The sequence below is a fragment of the Arthrobacter sp. BG3 genome, from assembly GCF_056680185.1.
Map to the genome: position 1 here is coordinate 3,566,466 of NZ_CM155270.1, position 20,819 is coordinate 3,587,284.

At 69.5% G+C, this 20,819-nt stretch carries 23 protein-coding genes; 18 read left to right on the forward strand and 5 right to left on the reverse strand.

The window, feature by feature from the left end:
- The first annotated feature begins 47 nt into the window (after positions 1-47).
- The 7 genes from AC1MFL_RS16010 (at position 48) to AC1MFL_RS16040 (ending at position 7,855) form a co-directional block, all read left to right on the forward strand.
- A complete protein-coding gene (locus tag AC1MFL_RS16010) occupies positions 48-1,049 on the forward strand; it encodes a co-chaperone YbbN (RefSeq protein WP_479811037.1) in 1,002 nt (333 codons plus the stop codon).
- Positions 1,049-2,149 (forward strand): NADH:flavin oxidoreductase/NADH oxidase, encoded by a 1,101-nt coding sequence (locus tag AC1MFL_RS16015; protein ID WP_479811039.1) that lies wholly within the window; start codon positions 1,049-1,051, stop codon positions 2,147-2,149. The genes AC1MFL_RS16010 and AC1MFL_RS16015 overlap by 1 nt, the downstream gene beginning before the upstream one ends.
- Positions 2,150-2,231: 82 nt before the next feature.
- On the forward strand, positions 2,232-3,038 hold the full coding sequence (locus tag AC1MFL_RS16020) for an ABC transporter ATP-binding protein (protein WP_479811041.1): 807 nt from the start codon (positions 2,232-2,234) through the stop codon (positions 3,036-3,038).
- Positions 3,020-4,591, forward strand: a complete 1,572-nt coding sequence (locus tag AC1MFL_RS16025; RefSeq protein WP_479811043.1) for a transporter — start codon at positions 3,020-3,022, stop codon at positions 4,589-4,591. The genes AC1MFL_RS16020 and AC1MFL_RS16025 overlap by 19 nt, the downstream gene beginning before the upstream one ends.
- 81 nt (positions 4,592-4,672) lie before the next feature.
- The gene (nagB, locus tag AC1MFL_RS16030) at positions 4,673-5,455 is read left to right on the forward strand and encodes a glucosamine-6-phosphate deaminase (RefSeq protein ID WP_479811045.1); all 783 of its coding nucleotides are present in this window, start codon (positions 4,673-4,675) and stop codon (positions 5,453-5,455) included.
- Positions 5,456-5,534: 79 nt separating this feature from the next.
- A complete protein-coding gene (locus AC1MFL_RS16035; RefSeq protein WP_413463701.1) occupies positions 5,535-5,843 on the forward strand; it encodes a DUF3039 domain-containing protein in 309 nt (102 codons plus the stop codon).
- Positions 5,844-6,064: 221 nt separating this feature from the next.
- Positions 6,065-7,855: a DEAD/DEAH box helicase gene (locus AC1MFL_RS16040; protein WP_479811047.1), complete on the forward strand. Its 1,791-nt coding sequence runs from the start codon at positions 6,065-6,067 to the stop codon at positions 7,853-7,855.
- Positions 7,856-7,984: 129 nt separating this feature from the next.
- Here the strand turns inward: AC1MFL_RS16040 and AC1MFL_RS16045 are convergent, their stop codons facing one another.
- From AC1MFL_RS16045 to AC1MFL_RS16055, 3 genes are all read right to left on the reverse strand, one after another.
- Complete coding sequence (locus AC1MFL_RS16045; RefSeq protein ID WP_479811049.1) at positions 7,985-8,329, reverse strand: hypothetical protein; 345 nt, start codon at positions 8,327-8,329, stop codon at positions 7,985-7,987.
- A gap of 202 nt (positions 8,330-8,531) precedes the next feature.
- Complete coding sequence (locus AC1MFL_RS16050; RefSeq protein ID WP_479811051.1) at positions 8,532-9,194, reverse strand: isochorismatase family protein; 663 nt, start codon at positions 9,192-9,194, stop codon at positions 8,532-8,534.
- Positions 9,194-10,522, reverse strand: coding sequence for a nicotinate phosphoribosyltransferase (locus tag AC1MFL_RS16055; RefSeq protein WP_479811053.1), 1,329 nt, complete (start codon positions 10,520-10,522; stop codon positions 9,194-9,196). The genes AC1MFL_RS16050 and AC1MFL_RS16055 overlap by 1 nt, the downstream gene beginning before the upstream one ends.
- Positions 10,523-10,559: 37 nt before the next feature.
- On the opposite strand from AC1MFL_RS16055, the gene clpS reads away from it, so the two are divergent.
- From clpS to rdgB, 6 genes are all read left to right on the forward strand, one after another.
- Entirely contained in the window at positions 10,560-10,925 is a 366-nt protein-coding gene (gene clpS / locus AC1MFL_RS16060; protein WP_479811055.1) for an ATP-dependent Clp protease adapter ClpS, read from the forward strand.
- Positions 10,918-11,484: a DUF2017 domain-containing protein gene (locus AC1MFL_RS16065; RefSeq protein WP_479811057.1), complete on the forward strand. Its 567-nt coding sequence runs from the start codon at positions 10,918-10,920 to the stop codon at positions 11,482-11,484. Before clpS ends, AC1MFL_RS16065 begins: the two co-directional genes overlap by 8 nt.
- 120 nt (positions 11,485-11,604) lie before the next feature.
- Positions 11,605-12,618, forward strand: coding sequence for a glutamate racemase (murI, locus tag AC1MFL_RS16070; RefSeq protein ID WP_479811059.1), 1,014 nt, complete (start codon positions 11,605-11,607; stop codon positions 12,616-12,618).
- Positions 12,615-13,412, forward strand: coding sequence for an MBL fold metallo-hydrolase (locus tag AC1MFL_RS16075; RefSeq protein ID WP_479811061.1), 798 nt, complete (start codon positions 12,615-12,617; stop codon positions 13,410-13,412). Before murI ends, AC1MFL_RS16075 begins: the two co-directional genes overlap by 4 nt.
- Positions 13,413-13,497: 85 nt before the next feature.
- On the forward strand, positions 13,498-14,256 hold the full coding sequence (gene rph / locus AC1MFL_RS16080) for a ribonuclease PH (RefSeq protein WP_301226636.1): 759 nt from the start codon (positions 13,498-13,500) through the stop codon (positions 14,254-14,256).
- A gap of 107 nt (positions 14,257-14,363) precedes the next feature.
- On the forward strand, positions 14,364-14,990 hold the full coding sequence (rdgB, locus tag AC1MFL_RS16085) for an RdgB/HAM1 family non-canonical purine NTP pyrophosphatase (RefSeq protein ID WP_479815516.1): 627 nt from the start codon (positions 14,364-14,366) through the stop codon (positions 14,988-14,990).
- 238 nt (positions 14,991-15,228) lie between these two features.
- On the opposite strand, the gene AC1MFL_RS16090 is transcribed toward rdgB, so the two are convergent.
- Complete coding sequence (locus tag AC1MFL_RS16090; protein WP_479815518.1) at positions 15,229-15,996, reverse strand: VTT domain-containing protein; 768 nt, start codon at positions 15,994-15,996, stop codon at positions 15,229-15,231.
- A gap of 126 nt (positions 15,997-16,122) precedes the next feature.
- On the opposite strand from AC1MFL_RS16090, the gene AC1MFL_RS16095 reads away from it, so the two are divergent.
- On the forward strand, positions 16,123-17,142 hold the full coding sequence (locus tag AC1MFL_RS16095; protein ID WP_479811063.1) for a 3'-5' exonuclease: 1,020 nt from the start codon (positions 16,123-16,125) through the stop codon (positions 17,140-17,142).
- Positions 17,143-17,222: 80 nt separating this feature from the next.
- Positions 17,223-17,771 carry a DUF4395 domain-containing protein gene (locus tag AC1MFL_RS16100; RefSeq protein ID WP_479811065.1) on the forward strand — a complete coding sequence of 183 codons (549 nt, stop codon included), beginning with the start codon at positions 17,223-17,225 and terminating at the stop codon, positions 17,769-17,771.
- Between the two features lie 68 nt (positions 17,772-17,839).
- On the opposite strand, the gene AC1MFL_RS16105 is transcribed toward AC1MFL_RS16100, so the two are convergent.
- Positions 17,840-18,949, reverse strand: coding sequence for an ADP-ribosylglycohydrolase family protein (locus tag AC1MFL_RS16105; protein ID WP_479811067.1), 1,110 nt, complete (start codon positions 18,947-18,949; stop codon positions 17,840-17,842).
- A 70-nt stretch (positions 18,950-19,019) separates the two neighbouring features.
- On the opposite strand from AC1MFL_RS16105, the gene AC1MFL_RS16110 reads away from it, so the two are divergent.
- From AC1MFL_RS16110 to AC1MFL_RS16120, 3 genes are all read left to right on the forward strand, one after another.
- Positions 19,020-19,376, forward strand: a complete 357-nt coding sequence (locus AC1MFL_RS16110; protein WP_479811069.1) for a YidH family protein — start codon at positions 19,020-19,022, stop codon at positions 19,374-19,376.
- Positions 19,373-19,741, forward strand: coding sequence for a DUF202 domain-containing protein (locus AC1MFL_RS16115; RefSeq protein WP_479811070.1), 369 nt, complete (start codon positions 19,373-19,375; stop codon positions 19,739-19,741). The genes AC1MFL_RS16110 and AC1MFL_RS16115 overlap by 4 nt, the downstream gene beginning before the upstream one ends.
- 72 nt (positions 19,742-19,813) lie before the next feature.
- Positions 19,814-20,782, forward strand: a complete 969-nt coding sequence (locus AC1MFL_RS16120) for an MIP/aquaporin family protein (RefSeq protein WP_479811071.1) — start codon at positions 19,814-19,816, stop codon at positions 20,780-20,782.
- Positions 20,783-20,819: the final 37 nt, after the last annotated feature.

Sequence of the window (20,819 nt, forward strand, 5' to 3'; positions counted from 1 at the left end):
GGCCCGCCGGTGGCACCTGCCCGGGCCGATGTGGCTAGAGTGGAACCATGACTTCGCCAGCTTCCCGCCCCGTCCCGCCAGCTGCCGCCAACCCGCTCAACCTGCGGGGCGCCGTCGACCTGTCCTCGCTCAAACAGCGTCCCGCGGCGCCACCGGCCGGCGCCGGCCCGGCCGGCACCCCCGGCGCCCCCGCCGCCGGCAACGGCGGTGCGGAGCATCCCGGCCGTCCGCTTCGGGTGGACATCACCGAGGCCAATTTCCAGGAACTGGTTGAGCTGTCGGCGCAGGTGCCCGTTGTCGTTGCCCTGTGGGCGGCGTACTCGCCGGGCTCCGCCGAACTGGTTGACGTCCTCGAGCGCATCGTGGACAGCTACGAGGGCCAGCTGGTCCTCGGTGCCGCCGACGTCGAGGTGTTCCCGCAACTGGCCCAGGCCTTCCAGGTGCAGGCCGTACCCACCGCAGTGGCCCTCGTGAAAGGCCAGCCGGTGCCCCTCTTCCAGGGCGGCGCCGAGGAACCGCAGGTCCGCAGCCTGCTGGATGAACTGCTCAAGGTCGCCGCGGCCAACGGCGTGAGCGGACGGATCGGCGCGGGCGGGCCCGGCGCCGCCGAGGCCGAGGCCCCGCCGCTGCCGCCCCTGCACCAGAAGGCGTTTGACGCGATCGAAGCCGGTGACTACGCCGCCGCCGCGGACGCGTACCGGCAGGCCCTCCTGGAGATGCCCGCCGATGCCGACGCCAAGGCCGGACTCGCACAGGTGGAGCTGATGGGCCGGCTCCAGCCGCTGTCCGCCGCGGACACCGAAGCGCTGCGCCAGAAAGCCGCCACCGAGCCGGACAGCCTGGCGGCGCAGCTTGCCGTGGCCGACCTCGATGTTGCCGGCGGGCACGTCGAGGACGGACTCGGCCGGATCGTCGCGTTCATCGGCAGGAACTTCGGGCCGGAGCGGGAAACCGCCCGGGTCAGGCTGCTGGAACTGTTCGACGTCGTGGGCACAGGAGACGAACGCGTCGCGAAAGCGCGCCAGAACCTGGCCAGGGTGCTCTTCTGATGGGATCGGCGCTCTTCACGCCGCTTGAACTGCGCTCCCTGCACCTGCAACACCGCGGCTGGGTCTCCCCGATGTGCCAGTACAGCTGTGAACCGGAAACCGGTGAGGGGGTTCCCAACGACTGGCATCTGGTGCACCTGGGCTCCTTCGCCACCGGCGGCGCAGCCCTGATCCTCACCGAGGCGGCCGCCGTGAACGCCGCAGGACGGATCAGCCCCCGGGATGCAGGACTCTACAACGACGAGCAGGCGGCGGCGTGGGAACGGATCACATCCTTCGTGCACCGGCACGGCACCGCAGAGACCAAGATTGGCACCCAGCTCGCGCACGCCGGCCGGAAGGCGTCCTCCTACTGGCCGTTCTCCGGCAAAACGGGCACAGTGGCAGCAGCCGACGGCGGCTGGCCCACCCTGGGTCCCGGCCCCTCAGCCTTCGACGGGTACGAGGCACCCTCGGCGATGACGGAGCAGGGGATCGAGGGGGTGATCGCCGATTTCGCCGCCGCCGCCGCCCGGGCCGTCGGCGCCGGTTTCGACACGATCGAAATCCATGGCGCGCACGGCTACCTCCTGCACCAGTTCCAGAGTCCGCTCGTCAACGACCGCACCGACCGCTGGGGCGGCGACGAGGCCGGCCGGAACCGGCTGACCCTCGCCGTGGTCGACGCCGTGCGGAACGTCATCCCCGACTCCATGCCGCTGCTGCTGCGGATCTCTGCCTCTGACTGGGCCGAGGGGGGCATCGATCTGGCGGCTTCGGTGCGGATGGCCAAGGCGGCATCGGAACACGGCGTGGACCTGGTGGACGTCTCCAGCGGCGGAGCTGTGGCCCACCAGCAGATCCCGGTCGGGCCCGGCTACCAGACCGGATTTGCCGCGCGGATCCGGCGCGAAACCGGCGTCAGGACCGGTACCGTGGGTCTGCTGACCTCCGCCGGCCAGGCCGAGCATGCCGTCGCCACCGGCCAGGCCGACGGCGTCTTCATCGCCCGTGCCGCGCTGCGCGACCCGCACTGGTGGCTGCGGGCCGCGTTCGAGCTGGGCCATGAGCTGGCCTGGCCGCCGCAGTACGAACGCGCCATTCCCCGCCACTCCTTCTAGCGGGGTCCAGGGTGGTGCCCGTCTGCGGGGCTTCCTTCTGTGGGGGATCCTTTCCGGACGCCGGGACGGTTAGTCTAGCGACATGACTTTTCAGCAGCCGCGTCCGCCTGCCCCTGAAAACCGGCCGGGTCCGGCGGTTCCCGCGCTGTCGCTGCGCGGGCTGGCCAAGCGCTTTGGCGGGAAAATCGCCGTCGACGGCCTCAGCCTCGACGTTCCGGCCGGTTCCTTCTACGGGATTGTCGGCCCGAACGGGGCCGGCAAGACCACGACGCTGTCGATGGCCACGGGGCTGTTGCGGCCCGAGTTCGGTTCGGCGTTCGTGCACGGCGTGGACGTCTGGAAGCACCCGCTGGAAGCGAAGAAGCTGATGGGGATCCTCCCGGACGGCGTCCGGCTCTTTGACCGGCTGACCGGCGAGCAGCTGGTCAGCTACGCCGGCCTGCTGCGCGGCATGGACAAGGACGTCGTGGCCGCGCGGGTCAACGAGCTGCTTGCGGCCCTGGACCTGGGCCCCGACGCAGGAACGCTGGTGGTGGACTATTCGGCCGGCATGACGAAGAAGATAGCCCTTGCCTCGGCGCTGATCCACGCGCCCCGGCTGCTGGTGCTGGACGAGCCCTTCGAATCCGTGGATCCGGTCTCCGCCGCCAACATCCGCGACATCCTGGACCGCTACGTGGCTTCCGGGGGCACCGTCATTGTCTCCAGCCACGTCATGGACCTGGTCCAGCGGATGTGCGACCACGTCGCCGTCGTCGCCGCCGGCCGGCTGCTCGCTGCCGGGACGGTGGACGAGGTACGCGCCGGTGAGTCCCTCGAAGACCGCTTCGTCCAGCTGGTCGGCGGCCGCAACCACACGGAAGGGCTGGAATGGTTGCGCACCTTCTAAGGCTCAAGCTGACACTGCTGCGCAACAGCCTCCGGCGCAGCCCCTGGCAGCTGGTGGGCCTTGGCCTCGGCACCCTGTATGCGCTGGGACTCGTCGGACTGGGCATCACCGGGTTGCTCGTCCTCCGCGGGGCGGACGCCGGACTGGCCCAGACGGTGGTCGTGCTGGGCGGCGCCGCGGCCCTGCTGGGATGGGCCGTTGTCCCGGTCGCGGCCTCGGCCGCCGATATGACCCTTGACCCGGCACGGTTCACCACCTTCGCGGTGCCGATGCCCCAGTTGCTGACCGGTCTGGCCCTGGGCGGTCTGATCGGAATCCCGGGCACCGCGACCGCGCTGGTGGCACTTGGCACCGTCGGGACCTGGTCCCGGAGCCTTCCGGCCGCGGTCGGGGCCCTGGTGGGCGCGGTCCTCGGTGTGCTGAGCTGCATCGTCCTGGCCAAAGTGGTCACCACCGCCACCGCAGGGCTGGCCAGTTCCCGCCGCTTCAAGGACGCGAGCGCGGTTGTCTTCCTGATTCCCCTCGTCCTGATGGGGCCGATCATGGCGGGTGTCGCCGGGGGGATTGCGGGGTCCGGGGAGTTCCTGCCCGGGCTTGCCCGGACGCTGTCGTGGACCCCCGCCGGGGCCGCCTGGTCCCTCGGCGGCGAACTCGCCGCGGGCAGCTACGGCGCCGCGGCCCTCAAGTTCCTGATCGCGCTGGCCACACTCGCCGGACTCGCGCTGTGCTGGAAGCTCCTGCTGCAGCGGGCGCTCGTGACGCCGCCCTACGCCGGGACCTCCGGCAAAAGAACCCGCGGACTGGGCTTCTTCCGGCTGTTCCCTGGAACACCGACAGGCGCGGTCGCGGCCCGGTCCCTGAGCTACTGGCTCCGGGACCCCCGGTACGCCGGCGCCCTCGTGGTCATCCCGCTGCTGCCGGTGCTGGCCCTGTTCCAGGCCACCCAGACGGGATCCTACGGGATGCTCCTCTTCATCGGCCCGCTGACGGCGTTCCTGCTTGCCTGGTCCATCTCGACAGATGTCTCCTACGACAGCACCGCCTTTGCGCTGCACTTGTCCACGGGCGTGCGGGGGATCCACGACCGGCTCGGCCGTGCCGTGGCGTGCCTGGTCTTCGCCCTGCCGGCCGTGCTGGTCCTCAGCGTCCTGCCGTTTCTGTTCGGCGCGGACTGGCGGCTGTTGCCCGGCCTGCTCGGGCTGTCCCTCGGTATCCTGTTCAGCGGGATGGGCCTGTCCTCGGTGGTATCGGCACGCTACACGGTCACGGTGCCGCTCCCCGGCGACAGCCCGTTCAAGAAACCGCCGGGCAACGCGGCGCAGACCATGGCGGTGCAGTTCGGCGGGATGGGGGTGCTGTTCCTGCTCCTGCTTCCCGAGGTGGCGCTCGTCGCGGCACAATTCATTACCGGCAGCGCCGTGCCCGGCTGGATCAACCTGGTCCTGGGCCCGGTCCTGGGTCTCATGCTGTTTGCCGCCGGGGTCCGGCTGGGCGGAAAATGGCTCGACGCGCGGGGTCCGGAACTGCTGGCCCAGCTGGCCGTCAACCGCTGATCCGCGCGCCGCGGCCGGTACTGCGATAGCCTGCCACTACGGCATAACCGTAACGGGGCAAGGCAAGCGCAAAGGCAGGCCATGGAAGTCGTCATTCTCTCCGGCACCAAGCTGATCGCCGCCCTCGCGGCTGATGCGATCGAGTCGCTGCTCCGGCGCAAGCCGGACGCCGTCCTGGGCCTGGCCACCGGTTCCTCACCGTTGCCGGTCTACAACGAACTGGCGCTGCGGCACGAACGGGACGGCCTGGATTTCAGCCAGGTGCGTGCCTTCGCCCTCGACGAGTACGTGGGTTTGCCGGCCGGCCACCCGGAGTCCTACCGGGAAGTGATCAGGCGCGAATTCACCGAACGGGTCAACATCGACCCGGCGAACGTCCACGGGCCTGACGGCCTGGCCGCTGACATTCCGGCAGCCTGCCGGGCCTTCGAGGATGCCATCCGCGGTGCCGGGGGAGTGGACCTGCAACTGCTGGGGGTTGGCACCGACGGGCACATCGGGTTCAACGAGCCCGGTTCATCCCTTGCCTCACGGACCCGGGTCAAGACCCTGATCGAGCAGACACGCCGGGACAATGCCCGCTTCTTCGGCAGCCTGTCGCACGTCCCGCACCACGTCCTTACCCAGGGGCTCGGCACCATCCTGGAGGCCCGGCATGTGATTCTCATCGCGTCCGGGGCGCAGAAGGCCCAGGCGGTCCGCGACCTCGTGGAAGGGCCCGTCGCCGCCATCTGCGCCGCGTCCGTCCTGCAGCTGCATCCGCACGCCACGATCCTGGCTGACGAGGCCGCGGCGTCCTCGCTGCGGCTCGCCGACTACTACCGCCACAGCTATGAGAACAAGCCGTCGTGGCAGGGGCTGTAGCGGCCCGTTCCGGCGGTCCTCTCCCGGCATCGTCGCCATTGCGTCCGATCCAGCGGCTAAGATGGGTCTCATGAACAGCATGACCGATCCCCTCGAAAACGACCCGATGCGCGAGCTCTCCGGAGCCGGGACGTCGACGGCCACAATCGAGCGCGAGGAGCTGCGCCAGGAAGTGGAACCCGGTGACCGGGAACGCTTCTCGCACTACGTGCGCAAGGAAAAGATCATGGAATCCGCGCTGTCCGGCGAACCCGTCATCGCCCTGTGCGGCAAGGTCTGGACGCCGGGCCGCGATCCGAAGAAATTTCCCGTCTGCCCCGAATGCAAAGAGGTCTATGAGGGCCTGCGCCCGGGCAAAGACGGCGGCAGCGGTTCCGGCGACAAGTAGCTAGTCCCCGCGGGCCGCGACGCCCAGGGCCCCTGCGCCCGGCCCCTCTGCGTCCCGCCCCTCCGTTCCGCCCTGCGCCGGAGGGCATGTTCTCCCGGTGAATGATGCCGGCCCATGCCGGCCGGTGGTTGCTTACGGTTCATCCGAAAAAGATTGGTGTTTTTGTGCTTATTTGGGTTTCTCCGGCAGCGGCAGCAGTACGCGGAATGGAGGGCACCTAAATGACAGAGACACTCTTTGGCGGCCCCGTCCTCCCGCCCGCTTATCCCGAGCGGGCCGCCTGGGGCACCGCTCCGAAGCTCCGTGCCTGGCAGCAGGAGGCCCTCGACAGCTACTTCAGCACCCACCCGAGGGACTTCCTGGCCGTCGCCACGCCCGGCGCCGGCAAGACCACCTTCGCGCTGCGGGTGGCGTCCATGCTGATCGAGGCCAACGTCGTCAACCGCGTCACCATTGTGGCGCCCACCGACCACCTGAAGCGTCAGTGGGCCGACGCCGCCGCCAAGGTGGGGATCGCCATCGATCCGAACTTCAAGAACGCCGACGGCCAGCACGGCCGGGGTTTCATCGGCGTCGCGGTCACCTACGCCCAGGTGGCAAGCAAGCCGATGCTGCACCGGGCCAAGACCGAGGCGGCCCGCACCCTCGTCATCCTCGATGAGATCCACCACGGCGGCGAGGCGCTGTCATGGGGCGACGGGCTCCGCGAAGCCTTCGAGCCCGCGGCACGCCGGCTCTCGCTGACAGGCACGCCGTTCCGTTCCGACACCTCGCCGATCCCGTTCGTGGAATACGCCGAGGACCGGGAAGGCATCCGGCGTTCCAAGGCCGACTACACCTACGGCTACGGCAAGGCGCTGCGGGACCATGTGGTCCGCCCGGTGATGTTCATGGCCTACTCCGGGCAGATGCGCTGGCGCACGAGCGCCGGCGAGGAAATGGCGGCCTCGCTCGGCGAGTCGGCGGTCACCAAGGACGTCACCTCGCACGCCTGGCGGACCGCGCTGAACCCCACCGGGGCATGGATCCCGGCGGTCCTTGCCGGGGCGGACAAACGCCTCAGCGAGGTGCGCCGGACAGTTCCCGACGCCGGCGGGCTGGTCATTGCCACCGACCACGAGGACGCGCGCGCCTACGCCGGCCAGCTGAAGAGGATCACCGGCGAGTCGCCCACCGTGATCCTCTCCGATGACGCCAAGGCCTCCAGCAAGATCGAGGAGTTCACCGCCAGCGAGAAGCGCTGGATGGTGGCCGTGCGGATGGTCTCCGAGGGCGTGGACGTCCCGCGGCTCTCCGTTGGTGTGTACGCAACCTCCACCGCCACCCCGCTGTTCTTCGCCCAGGCCGTCGGCCGCTTCGTGCGCGCCCGGAAACGCGGCGAGACGGCGTCGGTCTTCCTGCCCTCCGTGCCCCAGCTGATGGCGCTGGCCAACTCCATGGAGGCTGAGCGCGACCATGCCCTGGACCGCCCCGAGAAGGAGGACGGCGACGGCCTCTTCAACCCGGAAGACTCGCTGATGGACGAGGCGAATCGGGAGGAGAAGGCCTCCGATTCGCTGACGAAGGGCAAGTTCGAGGCCCTGGATTCGCAGGCCTCCTTTGACCGCGTGCTGTTCGACGGCGGCGAGTTCGGCACCGGCGGCGAGGTCGGCTCGGAGGACGAGCTCGACTTCCTCGGAATTCCCGGCCTGCTCGACGCCGAACAGGTCGGCACGCTGCTGCGCCAGCGCCAGCATGAGCAGCTCAACCGCAAGAACGCGCGCGCCCCGCAGGGTGCGGCTGCGGCCGCTGCTGCCGTACCGGCCGTGCCGGACCACCGGATGCTGATGGACCTGCGCACCGAACTGGCCAAGAATGTCGCGGCCTGGTCCGCACGGACGGGCACGCCGCACGGCGTCATCCACACCAAGCTCAGGACGGTCTGCGGCGGTCCGGCCGTGGCCCAGGCCAACGAGGAGCAGCTGCAGACCCGGCTGCGGAAGCTCCAGGACTGGTTCATCGGGCGGAAGTAGCCGCCGCCGGGTTGAGATCCAACGGCACAAATACAGGCCTGAGTGCCAACGGCACAAAAGGGACCGGGGTCACCCGGTCCCTTTTTGTAAGTCTTGCAGGTTTGCAGCTTGCGCAGCCGCGGGCCGCTGTTACTGGCCGCCGCCGCAGGCTTGGGTGAGGGCCTGGCCCGCGGAGGTGTACTTGCCCTGCATCTCCTGCAGCTTGCCGGTGTCCGGCGTTTCCTTCGCCGACTCGTCCAGGAATTCGATGATGGACTGCAGCGGGCTCTTCAGTTCCGCGGACGCGGTGGCCTCAACCGGCCTGAGCCGGTTGGCGAGGCGGATCATCCCGGCCTTGTCCGCGTTCGAGGTTGGTCCCGCGCCGACGGTCTGGACCCGGGCGCATGTTTCCGCGGTGGTGTCCTGCGGTGCGGCGCAGCCGGCGGCGCCGAGCAGGGCCCCGGCAGCGATCAGGACGGTCAGGGTCTTTTTCATGATGTACTCCGGGGCTCTAGCGGGTCAGACGATAATGGCAAGGATTTCGAGTCTACTGCGGGGGCAGGGCTTTCCGGTCAGCGGTCCGGCCGGATGACGCCGCACCCGCGCGTGCCGACCCGGCGCAGCGGGGAACAAACACACGGGAAAGAGGCCTCGGGGAAGCCTCAGCCCAGGAAGCTGCCGGGGAAGGCGCAGCCGCTCAGGCGATGTCGACCCCGCCGAGTTCCATCTCGGCGATGGCGTCGTCAAGATCCTCGGCGACCCCCACAGTCAGATCGCGCAGCACGGTCACGGAGTACCCGGCCTGCACCCCGTCCAGGGCGGTCGCCTTGACGCAGTGGTCGGTGGCGATCCCGACGACCACCACGTCCTCGACGTCGTGGCTCTGCAGCCAGTCGTCGAGCCCGATCGCATCCTCGCCCGCGGCGAAGTCGTTGCCGGCGGGGGTGCCGGCGTCGAAGCCGCCGCCGGATACCGGCATGGCGCCGGGCTTCCGGTCCCCGGTGGGCACGGCGTCGTCCGGCGCGAGAAGTCCTTCAAAGCCCGAGTACGCCGCGGTGAACTGGCCCTTGCGGAAGTAGGCCTGGATGTATTCCGTGTCGAGGTCCGGGTGGAGTTCGGCGCCCCGGGTTCCGGCCACGCAATGCTTCGGCCAGCTGTCGATGAAGTCCGGTTCCTCCGAGAAGTGCGCGCCCGGATCGACATGCCAGTCCTGGGTCGCGACGATGTGGTCAAACTGTCCGTGGTGGGCGTCGACGTATTCGCTGATGGCGCCGGCGAGCTCTGCCCCGCCTGCGACGGCCAGGGAGCCTCCTTCGCAGAAATCATTCTGGACGTCGACGATGATCAGGGCGCGGGACATCAGTTCTCCTCGTAGATGGTGGGGATGGCTGCTTCGCCGCGCTGCAGCCGGTTGACGACAGCGGGAAGCTCCTCCATGGTGTCCGCGTGGCGCTTGCGGGCACGCAGCACACCCTCGGCGCCGGTCCAGCCGGGCACCAGTTCGCCGTTCTTGACGAACTGGTGCAGCAGCGGCCGGTCGTTGCCGTCGTCCTCGGGGCGGTGCCCGATTCCGACGATCTCCTGGGTGGCCGTGCCGCGCTCGTTGAGCTTGCGCAGCGCGTACTTGCGTCCACCCTTGCTGGTCTTGTTTTTGGCGGCCTTGGCGACGGCAACGAAATCGCCGTCGTCGTCCGTTCGGCTGACCAGCTTGTAGACCATGCTGGCCGTCGGCGCGCCGGAGCCGGTCACGAGGGAAGTTCCGACGCCGTAGGAGTCCACCGGTGCGGACTGCAGGGCGGCGATGGCGAACTCGTCCAGGTCGGAGGTGACGATGATGCGGGTCCGCTCGTTGCCCAGTTCGTCGAGGAGCCGGCGGACCCACTGCGCCTGGGCCACGAGGTCGCCGGAGTCCAGACGCACCGCACCGAGTTTGTCGCCGCCCAGTTCGACGGCGGTGCGCACGGCCGCCTCGACGTCGTAGGTGTCCACCAGCAGCGCGGTTCCGGCGCCCATCGAGGCGATCTGCGCCTCGAACGCCTCGCGTTCGGTGTCGTGCAGGAGGGTGAAGGAATGCGCGGCCGTGCCCACTGTCTTCAGCCCGTAGCGCAGCCCCGCCTCAAGGTTTGAGGTGCTGTCGAAGCCGGCGATGATCGCTGCCCGGGCGGCCGAGACGGCGGACTCCTCCTGGGTGCGGCGCGATCCCATCTCCACACAGGGCCGGCTGCCGGCCGCGGTGATCATGCGCGAGGCCGCGGAGGCGATGGCGCTGTCATGGTTGAGGATCGAGAGGATGTACGTCTCGAGGATGCAGGCCTCGGCGAAGGTGGATTCGACGATGAGGATGGGGGAGTTGGGGAAGTACGCCTCGCCCTCCGCGTAGCCCCAGATGTCGCCGGAGAAGGAGAACCCGGCCAGATAGTCCAGGGTTTCCTCGTTGACCACCTTGGTCCGGCGCAGGAAGTCGATTTCAGTGTCGCCGAAGCGGAAGTCCGCGATGCCCTCCAGCAGCCGGCCGGTGCCGCCCACAATGCCGTAGCGGCGCCCGTCCGGCAGGCGCCGGGCGAAGGCCTCGAACACTGACTTGCGGTGGGCGGCGCCGGAATGCAGCGCGGCCTGCAGCATGGTCAGCTCGTAATGGTCGGTGTACAGGGACGTGCGGGGACGCTCCCAGCCAGCTGAGGTACTCACAAATTCACTCTAGTGCGCATCCCCATAGAATGGACAGATGACCCTCAGCGTTGCGCTCGGCCCTGACACCCAGGAGAGCACCCAGACCGGAACAGTGACGTCGGCTGATGTCCTGACCGCCCCGGATATCCCTTGGAACCTCGTGATCTGGAATGATCCGGTGAACCTCATGAGCTATGTGAGCTACGTGTTCCGCAGCTACTTCGGTTATTCGGAGGCCAAAGCGAACAAGCTCATGCTGGAGGTCCACAAAAAGGGACGCTCCATCGTGGCGCACGGCAGCAAGGAGCAAGTGGAGCAGCACGCGGTCGCGATGCACGGCTACGGTCTCTGGGCCACGGTGGAAAAGGCCACCGGCGGCGACAGCTCAGGTGCAGGCAAAGGCAAGGGAAAACGTGGCTAAGGCATTCAAGTCCGGAATCAAGGGCATCACCGGCTATCTGGAACCGGCCGAGCGGGAACTGCTCCGCAGCCTCTTTGACGACGTCGTGTCCATGCTGGAGCCGGAGGAACGCGCCAACCAGGATCCGCTCGCCGCGCTCGTGGGACTCGACACCGAGGCGCGCGAACCCTCGGACCGTGCACTGCGCCGGCTGCTCCCGAACGTCTCGAAGAACGACGACGCCGCCTCGCTGGAGTTCCGCCGGTATACCGAGCGGTCGCTGCGCGAGAGCAAGATCGGCGCCTTGAAAGCCGCGTCCCTCGGGCTGGACAAGGATGAGCTGGTGCTGAGCCCCGCCGACGCGCGGCACTGGTCCATGGCGCTCAACGACGTCCGGCTGGTGCTGGCCGAACGCCTGGACATCCGCGACGACGAGGATGCCGGCCACGTGCACCTGATGCAGGACTGGTCCCAGGCCGAGGACGTGGAAAGCTACCTCGCGCTGGTCTACAACTTCACCACCTGGCTGCAGGAATCCCTGGTCCAGGCGATGCTGCAGTCGCTGGACGCGCGCGGCTGAACGGCGGCACCAGGCGCCGGGCGGCGGCCGGGGCTGCCGCCGCGTGTGACAAATTAGACATGAGTCGGACGACACAATGTGATGGCCGCGCCCGTGGCTAAGCCCTATCCTCGAATAATCATGACTTCAGCATCGAGCAAGGATCCGGCAGCGGCAGCTGTTGCGGACGCTCCAGCGAGCAACAGCGCCAGCAGCCAGACCGCCAGCCGGATGGGGTCGCGTCCCATCGGTGTGTTTGATTCCGGCGTCGGCGGACTCACCGTGGCCCGGTCCATCATCGACCAGCTGCCCAACGAGTCCATCCTCTACGTCGGGGACACCGCCAACGGCCCCTACGGCCCGCTCCCGATCGCCGAGGTCCGGGCCAACGCCCTGGGCGTGATGGATGAGCTGGTGGATTCCGGCGTGAAGCTGCTGACCATCGCGTGCAACTCCGCGTCCGCCGCCGTGCTGCGCGACGCCCGCGAGCGCTACACCGCCCGCTACGGGATCCCCGTCATCGAGGTGATCCAGCCGGCCGTGCGCCGCGCCGTCGCAGCCACCCGCAGCGGCCGCGTCGGCGTCATCGGCACCTCCGCCACCATCGGCTCCCGTGCCTACGAGGACACGTTCGCCGCCGCCCCGGACCTGCACATCACCTCCGTGGCCTGCCCCGCCTTCGTGTCCTACGTCGAAGCCGGCATCACCACCGGGCCGGAACTCCTCGCCGTCGCCCGCGATTACCTGGCCCCGCTCAAAGCCGCCGGCGTGGACACCGTGGTGCTGGGCTGCACGCACTATCCGCTGCTCACCGGCGTCATCTCTTTCGTGCTGGGGGAGGACGTCAGTCTGGTCTCCAGCGCCGAGGAGACGGCCAAGGACGTCTACCGGGCGCTGGCCTCCCGCGGGCTGGAACGCACCGACGCCAGTGCCCCGACGCACAATTTCATCGCCACCGGCGACGCCGCACAGTTCGAGCATCTCGCCCGCCGCTTCCTCGGCCCCGAGGTCCTCAGCGTCCGGCACGTCGACCACGTCGCGGCCCAGTACCCCACGGGCAGCCTGGCCAGGATCACACCGGAAATGATCGCCGCCGCGCAGGCCGGCGCGGGCCGCCCCCGGATCTCCAACTTCGTTGGAGGACCCGCCCTGTGAAGCTGACCATCGTGGGCTGCACCGGATCCTTTCCGGGTCCAGGCTCACCGGCGTCGTGTTATCTGCTGACCGCCAACGACGGCGAACGGAACTGGAAGATCGTCCTGGACCTCGGCAGCGGGGCACTCGGCGCCATCCAGCGCTACACGGACCTGGAGGACATTGACGCGATCTTCCTCACCCACCTGCACCCGGACCACTGCATGGACCTGTGCGGGCTCCACGTCGCGGTGCGCTGGAAGCCGGGCGGCTGGGGGCGCGGCAGGATCCCGGTCTGGGGGCCGGCCGCCACTGCGGACCGGATGGCCACGGCCTACGGCCTGGAGCTGGACCCCGGGATGCACGAGGAATTCGACTTCAGCAACTGGTCCGAGCGCAAGCCGGTGGCCATGGGCCCGTTCACGGTCACCCCGTACGCCGTCAACCACCCGGTGGAGGAGGCCTACGCGCTCCGCGTGGAGGTGACGGAACCGGACAAGGACGGAAACCAGGTCACCCGGGTGCTCAGTTACTCGGGCGACACCGACTCCTGCAGCGGACTCGAGGACGCGGCCCGCGACGCCGATCTGTTCCTCTGTGAGGCCGCCTTCGAGGAAGGCCGCGACGACGGCATCAAGGACGTGCACCTGACCGGCAAACGCGCCGGTGACGCTGCCGTGGCCGCCGGGGCCCGGCGGCTGCTGCTGACCCACATCCCGGTCTGGACCTCCCCGACCACCGTCATGGCGGAAGCCAAGGGGGTCTTCGGCCAGCACGTGGCCGTCGCCGTCGCGGGCGTGCACTACACGATCTGAGCGGAACCCCCCGGTCCCGGTCCCGGTGCGGCCGGCCGGGCCGGGCGTGCCCGGCTGGTCCGGTGCGGGTCGATAAGCTAGGGGCATGACTTCCGAAGCCCTTACTGCCCCCGTTATCCGCGCCGATGGCCGCACCCCCGACCAGCTCCGCCCGATCAGCATCACCCGAGGCTGGTCCAAGCAGGCCGAGGGATCGGCCCTGATCGAGTTCGGCAACACCCGGGTGCTGTGCACGGCCTCCCTGACCGAGGGCGTGCCGCGCTGGCTCCGGGGCGAAGGCCGCGGCTGGGTCACGGCCGAGTACGCCATGCTGCCGCGCGCCACCAACACCCGCTCCGACCGCGAATCCGTCAAGGGCAAGATCGGCGGCCGCACCCACGAGATCTCCCGGCTCATCGGCCGTTCGCTGCGTTCCATCATCGACACCAAGGCCCTCGGCGAGATCACCATCGTGCTGGACTGCGATGTCCTGCAGGCCGACGGGGGCACCCGCACTGCCGCCATCACGGGCGCCTACGTGGCGCTGGCCGAGGCCATCCGCTTTGCCCGCGAGAACAAGATGATCGCCCGCAACGCCCAGCCCCTGATCGACACCATCGCCGCCGTCTCCGTCGGCATCATCGACGGCATCCCGATGCTGGACCTGCCGTACGTCGAGGACGTCCGCGCCGAGACCGACATGAACGTCGTCGTCACTGGGTCCGGGAAGTTCGTCGAGGTCCAGGGCACCGCCGAAGGCGCCCCCTTCGACCGTGACGAGCTCAACAAACTGCTGGACCTGGCCCTGATGGGCACGGAACAGCTCGCCGCCATCCAGCGCGACACCCTGGCTGAAGCCCCGTGACAGCGGGCGCACCGCAGCCGGGCGCGTCACAGCCGGGCGCGTCGCAGCCGGGCGCATCACAGCCGGGCGCACCACAGCAGAACACGGCACGGCACGGCACCGCGCCCGTGCTGGTTCTCGCCACGCACAACCAGGGCAAGCTCCGGGAACTCCGTGAGCTGCTGCGCGGGCAGGTGCCTGGCCTCGACGTCGACAGCCAGGTGGTGGACGCGGGCGCCGTCGGCGCCCCCGACGTCGCCGAAACCGGTGTGACCTTCGCCGAGAACTCGCTGCTCAAGGCGCGCGCGGTGGCGGAGGCGACCGGGCTCGTGGCGATCGCCGACGACTCCGGGCTCGCCGTCGATGTGCTGGGCGGGGCGCCCGGGATCTTCTCGGCACGCTGGGCCGGCCGCCACGGGGATGACGCCGCCAACCTGCGGCTGCTGCTTGACCAGCTGGCCGACGTTCCCGACGAGTACCGCGGCGCCGCGTTTGTCTGCGCCGCGGCGCTGGCCGTTCCCGGTTCCGGCCCGGGGGAGGGCCGGGAAGTTGTGGAGTACGGGCAGCTGGAAGGAACACTGCTGCGCGAACCGCGGGGGGCCGGCGGCTTCGGCTACGACCCGGTGCTGCAGCCCAGCGGGCTGGACCGCAGCTGCGCCGAGCTCAGTCCCGAGGAGAAGAACGCCATCAGCCACCGCGGGCACGCGTTCCGGGCGCTGCTTCCGGCCATCGTGGAGGCCCTGTCCGGGAGGTAGCTCTCGCCGTCCGGGGCGCCTTTGACCACGGTTCCGGCCCTTTTGGTGCGTATCCTCGGGGTGTCCGTGTCGAAGTGCCCCCGGACCGCATCCGGCGGGGGCGGAACCTTTGTCCCGTAACCCTTAAATGTCCCGTAAAGAAGGATGGCGCCCCACACCGTGGGGCGCCACCCTTTGCGCTATCTCTCCGGACCGCTTGTCCGGACCGCTTGTCCGGAGCGACTGCCCGGAACGGGCGCTACGGCGTCTTGCGTTCCTCTTCGGGCTCGTGCTCCTCGATGAACTCCTCGACGAGCCCCGTGCCGTACTTTTCCGCCTGGCGCTTGGCGATGACGCCGCGGATGACCTCAATGCCGATCGGGATCACCGACACCAGGACGATCGCGATGAAGATGATGTCCAGGTTATCTTTGACCCACGGGAAGGTGTTGCCGAGGAAGTAGCCCAGCAGGGTCACCCCGCCGCCCCACAGCACGGCGCCGATGACGTTGAACACGAAGAACTTGCGCTTGCTCATCTGGGCGACGCCCACGATCACAGGGACAAAGGTCCGGATGACCGGCACAAAACGGGCCAGGATCAGCGCCTTGCCGCCGTGCTTCTCGAAGAACGCGTGGGCGCTTTCGACGTTTTCGCGCTTGAAGAGCTTGGAATTGGGCTTGTTGAAGATGGCCGGGCCGGCCTTGGACCCGATCAGGTAGCCGACCTGGTTCCCGATGATCGCCGCGACGATGATCAGCATCACCAGCAGCCAGATGTTCACCTTGATGGTTCCGGTGGCCACCAGGAGCCCGGCCGTGAACAGCATCGAGTCGCCCGGCAGGAAGAAGCCGATCAGCAGGCCGGTCTCGGCGAAGATGATGCCGCAGACCAGCAGCACCACCCAGGGCGCGAAGGCGGGGTTGGCCAGGAAGACCTGGGGGTTCAGCCAGTCGGGCAGGAACGAGGCCAGCTGTGGCTGTACCGGGCCAGCGCCGCCGATCGTGGACACGGCGAAGTCACTCAGAGCTAAAAGGTTCACCTGTCAAGGGTACTTGACGGCCGCCGTCGGGCGCTCCCGGCGGGTGGTGCAATCCGTGGCGCGGGCGCGGCCTGTGCAGGCGGGTCCGGAATCCGGCGCTAAAGTTGGAGCGTGGGTTTGGACTTTACGGCGATCGACTTTGAGACCGCGAACGGCTTCCGCGGTTCACCGTGCGCTGTTGGGCTGAGCAAGGTGCGCGGCGGCGTTGTGGTCGAGGAAGCCTCGTGGCTCATGCGGCCGCCGGAAAACCACGACCGATTCGACCACCACAACGTCCGGATCCACGGAATCCGGCCCGAGGAGGTGGCCGGGCTGCCCCGCTTCGGTGAACTCTTCCCGGAGATCGGCGCCTTCATCGGCGGCGACGTGCTGGCCGCCCACAATGCCGCCTTCGACCTCGGGGTGATCCGCTCCGGACTTGAGGTCTCCGGCCTGCCCGGCCCTGCCTACGACTACGTCTGCACGGTGATGCTCGCCCGCCGCTGCTACTCGCTCGTGTCCAATTCCCTGCCCTACGCGGCCGAGGAAGCCGGTGTCCCGCTGGTCAACCACCACGACGCCGCCGAGGACGCGCGGGCCTGCGCTGGGATCCTGATAGACATCGCCGCGCGCAACGGCGCCGGCAGCATCGCGGAACTGTACCTGTCCCTGGGCCTGGCGGTGTCCCGCCAGCAGGCCTTCGACCCGTTGCGCGATCCGCTCTCCAAGGCCAGCCAGTCGGCCGTGGACGCACTCACCGGGGGAGGGGCCGCCGTGGCGCCGGTCCGCGCCTACCAGCCCGGCTGGCCGGAGGAAGGGGCCAACCCGCTGCCGAACGCCTTGGCCGAGCCCGGCCATCCGCTGTACGGCCAGACCGTTGTGTTTACCGGCGAGCTCGTGATGCCCCGGCCCGAGGCGAAGATCCGTTCCGCCGAGTTCGGCGCCCGGCCGGAGAGCCGGGTTACGGCCCGCACGACCGTTCTGGTGGTGGGCGACGGGTTCGTGGCCGCAGACCTGCGCTCCGGCCGGCTCACCGGCAAGGCCCGGCGCGTGCTGGAGCTGCACGACCGGGGGCAGCGGATCGAGGTCCTTTCAGAGGGCGAATTCCTGCAGATGGTGGGCGGCCACATCGCCTCCGCCGCGATTGCCTGAACCCGGCCGGTCCAGGGTTCCGCGGTCATACGGCGCAACAAACATTTCTCCCGGGGCGGCCCTGCTCCTAGCCTTGAATGATGAGCAAACTGAGCACGGCCCCCTCCCCGGCTCCGGCACCCGCAACTGCCCCGCAGGAAGCACGAGGCTGGCGCGCGGTCTTCGCGTTCCCGAACCCTGTCAACGAGTATGCGGCGCGCGTCACGGCAGCCCTGGTGGTGCTGCTGTCCGTGGCGACGCTGCTGACCGGCTTCGGCTGGGCCCTGGCAGTCATTGCCGCGGGGTTCTGGCTGCGCGTGCTGTTCGGCCCGCGGATCTCGCCGCTGGCCCAGCTGTCCGTCAAGGTGCTGACGCCGAGGCTGGGGAAGACCCGGCTGGTTCCGGGGCCGCCGAAGCGCTTCGCGCAGGGCATCGGAGCTGCACTGTCGACGACGGCCGCCGTGCTGCTGGCCGCGGGGCTGGCGCCGGCCGCCTGGATCCTGCTTGCCGTCCTGATTGTGGCTGCTTCCCTTGAGGCGTTCGCCGGCTTCTGCCTTGGCTGCGCCGTCTTCGGTTTCCTGCAGGGCCGCGGCCTGATCCCCGAGGACGTCTGCGAGGCCTGCAACAACATCTCACTCCGCCGGGCCTGAGCCGGCCCCCCAAGGGACCGGCTTAGCCGCCGCATGCCGCGGCAGGCGCAGGTGCTTCAGGGGCAGGGTCAGGCGCCGGTAACGGACGCCAACCGCGACGCCATGCCCCGGATGACCTCCGGGGCCTCGAGCGCGGCGAGCCACTGCGCCGGGAGGCAGTCTTCACCGTAGAACGTGCCCAGGATGTTGCCGGCAATGGACGCCGTGGAATCGCTGTCCCCGCTGTGGTTCACCGCGAGCGCGATCGCCGCGCGGAAGTGGGCCTCGGGATGAGCGGCGGCCGCCGCCGGATCCGGCGCCGTGGCGAGCACCGCATAGAGTGCGACGGCGAGTGCCTCCTCGGCCACCCAGCCTTCGCCGAGTTCCCGGACCAGTTCCTCGGGGTCCAGCAGTTCTGCCGCGCCGCCGAGGCGCAACGCCGCCTCAAGCCGTGCGAGGAGGTCCGGGTCGGGAACTTCGCCCTTGCGCAGGTGGCCTGCGTCCAGTTCCCCGAGCGCGAACTGTGCTGCTTCGCGCAGGCCGCGTCCGGCGGTCAGGGCATGGATGACGAGGCTGAACACCCCGGCGCTCTGCCGGGCCGCGGGGTGCCCGTGGGTCAGCGAGGCTGCGTCCGCGCTGATCTTATAGACGGCGCCGGCCTCGATGTAGGGGATCAGGCCGAACGGCGCCGAGCGCATCACCGTGCCGCAGCCCTTGGAGTCCGGGTTGACCGGGCGGTAGAAGGTTCCCATCTCACCGGTGGCCAGCCCGCTCAGGCAGGAGTTCCCCGGCGCGCGGCGGTGCCTGAGGACCTCATGGGAATCGATCCAGCGGGGCGGCTGGAACGGCGCCGCCTCCGGAACCGGCACGCCCTGGGTGCCCAGCCAGCGCAGGTAGGCGAGCCACAGGCACGCGTTGGTGTCCGCGCCCACGCCCGAGTTGGCCCACTCCAGCGCCTCCAGCAGCCCGTCCACGGTGTACAGCGTGAGCTGCGTGTCGTCGGAGAAGTGGCTGCCGCCGTCGAGCGCGGAAAAATCCTGCAGCCCTTCCGGGCCGAACTTCCCGCGGATGGCGGCGATGTCGTCGAATTCGACCGCGTATCCCAGCGAATCACCGAGGGCACCGCCCAGCAGGCATCCGTGGATCCGGGATTCGTGCGAGGGCGCTGGTGCCGGGGTGATGGCGGGCTCGTTGCTCATTAGTTAGAATTTTACCCCGGCCCCATGTCGGCGCCGGTGCACAAGTCAAGACCGGGACAGCAGGCGACCTATGCGCGAACCAGCATGGCGGAAGACCGGATCCACCCCCGACTACCGGTTCTCGCTCGCCAACGAAACGACGTTCCTGGCCTGGATCCGGACCTCGCTTGCCCTGATCGTGGGGGCCCTTGGCATCGACCAGCTGTTCCCGGACATCGCTCCCGCCCCGCTGCGGATCTCCATGTGCGTCGCGCTGGCGGTCATCGGAGCCGTCCTGGCCGGCCTGGCCTACCGCCGCTGGGGACAGATGGAGGCGGCCATGCGCAACAACCGCGAGCTGCCGTTTTCCGGGGTGATGCTGGTGATGACCATCGGGGTGACGGCCGCGGCGTTTATTCTGGCCGTGCTGCTCCTGGTCGCGCGGTGAGCGCCGCCCCCGTTCGGGACCCCGGGCTGCAGCCGGAACGGACATCGCTGTCCTGGGGCCGGACCCTGCTGGCTCTTTTCGCGGCCGACCTGCTGATTTGGCGCAGCTGGGCGGTCGCAGGATCGCAGTCCGCACCCGTGGGCGGCTCCGCCGGGTGGGCAGGAGCCGGGACCGCCGACTACCTGGGAGTCTGTGCACTGGCGGCGATGGTCGCGACCGGGGTGCTGTGCCTCTGCGTCCTGGCCCGGGTGCACCAGCTCCGCGATTCCTCCTACGCAGCCCCGGCCGCCCTTATGCGCTGGGCCGCCGCCGGGGTCATCGTGCTGGGGACCAGCGCCGTCGCCGCGGTCGCGCTGGGACGCTGAGCCCGGGTCCAGCCAACGTCCAGACTCCGCTGGCAGACTGCACGCTGACCCCCAAGCAAAGGAATACCGAACATGAACACGCGTGTGTCAGCCCCCGAGCCGGCCGTCCTTGAGCCGGCCTCCGCCCCCGACGATCCGGCGGGTCCCGGCCTGCTGGGCCGGTTGTCCGCCGAGGCACTCGGGACGTTCTTCGTGGTGATCGCCGGCCTGGGCGTCCCGCTGTTTACCATTCCGCAGTCGAGCCCGCTCCCTGCTTCCCTCGCCGCGGGGCTGGCGCTCACGGCGGCCATGCTGGCGTTCGGGTACCTCTCCGGCGGCCACTTCAACCCCGCAGTAACGGCTGGAAACGCCATTGCGGGCCGCATCCGGCTTGCTGATGCGGCCGCCTACGTGGGCGCGCAGCTGGTGGGCGCACTGCTCGGCGCGGTGACGCTCTTCGGCCTCCTGCGCACCGTGCCCAACATCACCGACACCAGGACCGCCTTCGACACGGTGGCCGCGGGTTTCGGCGAGCATTCCGTTATCCAGGCCCCGATGGCCGGTGTGCTGCTCATTGAGGTGCTTGGCGCCGCCCTGCTGGTCGCCGTCTACCTGGGCACCACGTCCGCCCGGAACCCGTCCCGGCTGGCGGCGCCCTTCGCCGTCGGCCTCACCACGGCGGTGCTGCTGCAGTTCGGCCAGGCGCCCGGCAACACACCCGTCAATCCGGCGCGCGCCACGGCCTCGGCTCTCTTCAGCAGCCCCGACGTGCTCGGGCAGCTGTGGCTCTTCTGGGTTGCCCCGCTCGTGGGCGCAGCCCTCGCGGGACTGGTCTACCGCGGTTTCGCGCGGACGACGCCGGCCGCCGTGCCCGTACCGGACACGGCGCCGGAGACCGGGTCCGACGACGGACCGGACGGCGGACCGGACGGCGGACCGGACGGCGGGGACGCACGCGTCTCGGCTCCGGCGGACACCGGCAGCGACGAAGCCCGCGACTTCTTCGACGCTGAGCCCGGAGCAAGCGCAGGGCGCGGAACACGCCCCGGGCGCGGTGAATAGTCCACACCCGGACCCCTCCCCGGATCCCGCACCTCCC

What these genes read in the sequence shown, in the direction of transcription:
- AC1MFL_RS16025 (WP_479811043.1), top strand. Translation starts at nt 3,020, where the DNA reads ATGGTTGCGCACCTTCTAAGGCTCAAGCTGACACTGCTGCGCAACAGC.
- AC1MFL_RS16105 (WP_479811067.1), bottom strand. Translation starts at nt 18,949, where the DNA reads ATGAGCAACGAGCCCGCCATCACCCCGGCACCAGCGCCCTCGCACGAA.
- murI (WP_479811059.1), top strand. Translation starts at nt 11,605, where the DNA reads ATGACTTCAGCATCGAGCAAGGATCCGGCAGCGGCAGCTGTTGCGGAC.
- clpS (WP_479811055.1), top strand. Translation starts at nt 10,560, where the DNA reads ATGACCCTCAGCGTTGCGCTCGGCCCTGACACCCAGGAGAGCACCCAG.
- AC1MFL_RS16050 (WP_479811051.1), bottom strand. Translation starts at nt 9,194, where the DNA reads ATGTCCCGCGCCCTGATCATCGTCGACGTCCAGAATGATTTCTGCGAA.
- AC1MFL_RS16010 (WP_479811037.1), top strand. Translation starts at nt 48, where the DNA reads ATGACTTCGCCAGCTTCCCGCCCCGTCCCGCCAGCTGCCGCCAACCCG.
- AC1MFL_RS16110 (WP_479811069.1), top strand. Translation starts at nt 19,020, where the DNA reads ATGCGCGAACCAGCATGGCGGAAGACCGGATCCACCCCCGACTACCGG.
- AC1MFL_RS16020 (WP_479811041.1), top strand. Translation starts at nt 2,232, where the DNA reads ATGACTTTTCAGCAGCCGCGTCCGCCTGCCCCTGAAAACCGGCCGGGT.
- AC1MFL_RS16120 (WP_479811071.1), top strand. Translation starts at nt 19,814, where the DNA reads ATGAACACGCGTGTGTCAGCCCCCGAGCCGGCCGTCCTTGAGCCGGCC.
- AC1MFL_RS16100 (WP_479811065.1), top strand. Translation starts at nt 17,223, where the DNA reads ATGAGCAAACTGAGCACGGCCCCCTCCCCGGCTCCGGCACCCGCAACT.
- rph (WP_301226636.1), top strand. Translation starts at nt 13,498, where the DNA reads ATGACTTCCGAAGCCCTTACTGCCCCCGTTATCCGCGCCGATGGCCGC.
- AC1MFL_RS16040 (WP_479811047.1), top strand. Translation starts at nt 6,065, where the DNA reads ATGACAGAGACACTCTTTGGCGGCCCCGTCCTCCCGCCCGCTTATCCC.
- AC1MFL_RS16045 (WP_479811049.1), bottom strand. Translation starts at nt 8,329, where the DNA reads ATGAAAAAGACCCTGACCGTCCTGATCGCTGCCGGGGCCCTGCTCGGC.
- AC1MFL_RS16015 (WP_479811039.1), top strand. Translation starts at nt 1,049, where the DNA reads ATGGGATCGGCGCTCTTCACGCCGCTTGAACTGCGCTCCCTGCACCTG.
- AC1MFL_RS16035 (WP_413463701.1), top strand. Translation starts at nt 5,535, where the DNA reads ATGACCGATCCCCTCGAAAACGACCCGATGCGCGAGCTCTCCGGAGCC.
- nagB (WP_479811045.1), top strand. Translation starts at nt 4,673, where the DNA reads ATGGAAGTCGTCATTCTCTCCGGCACCAAGCTGATCGCCGCCCTCGCG.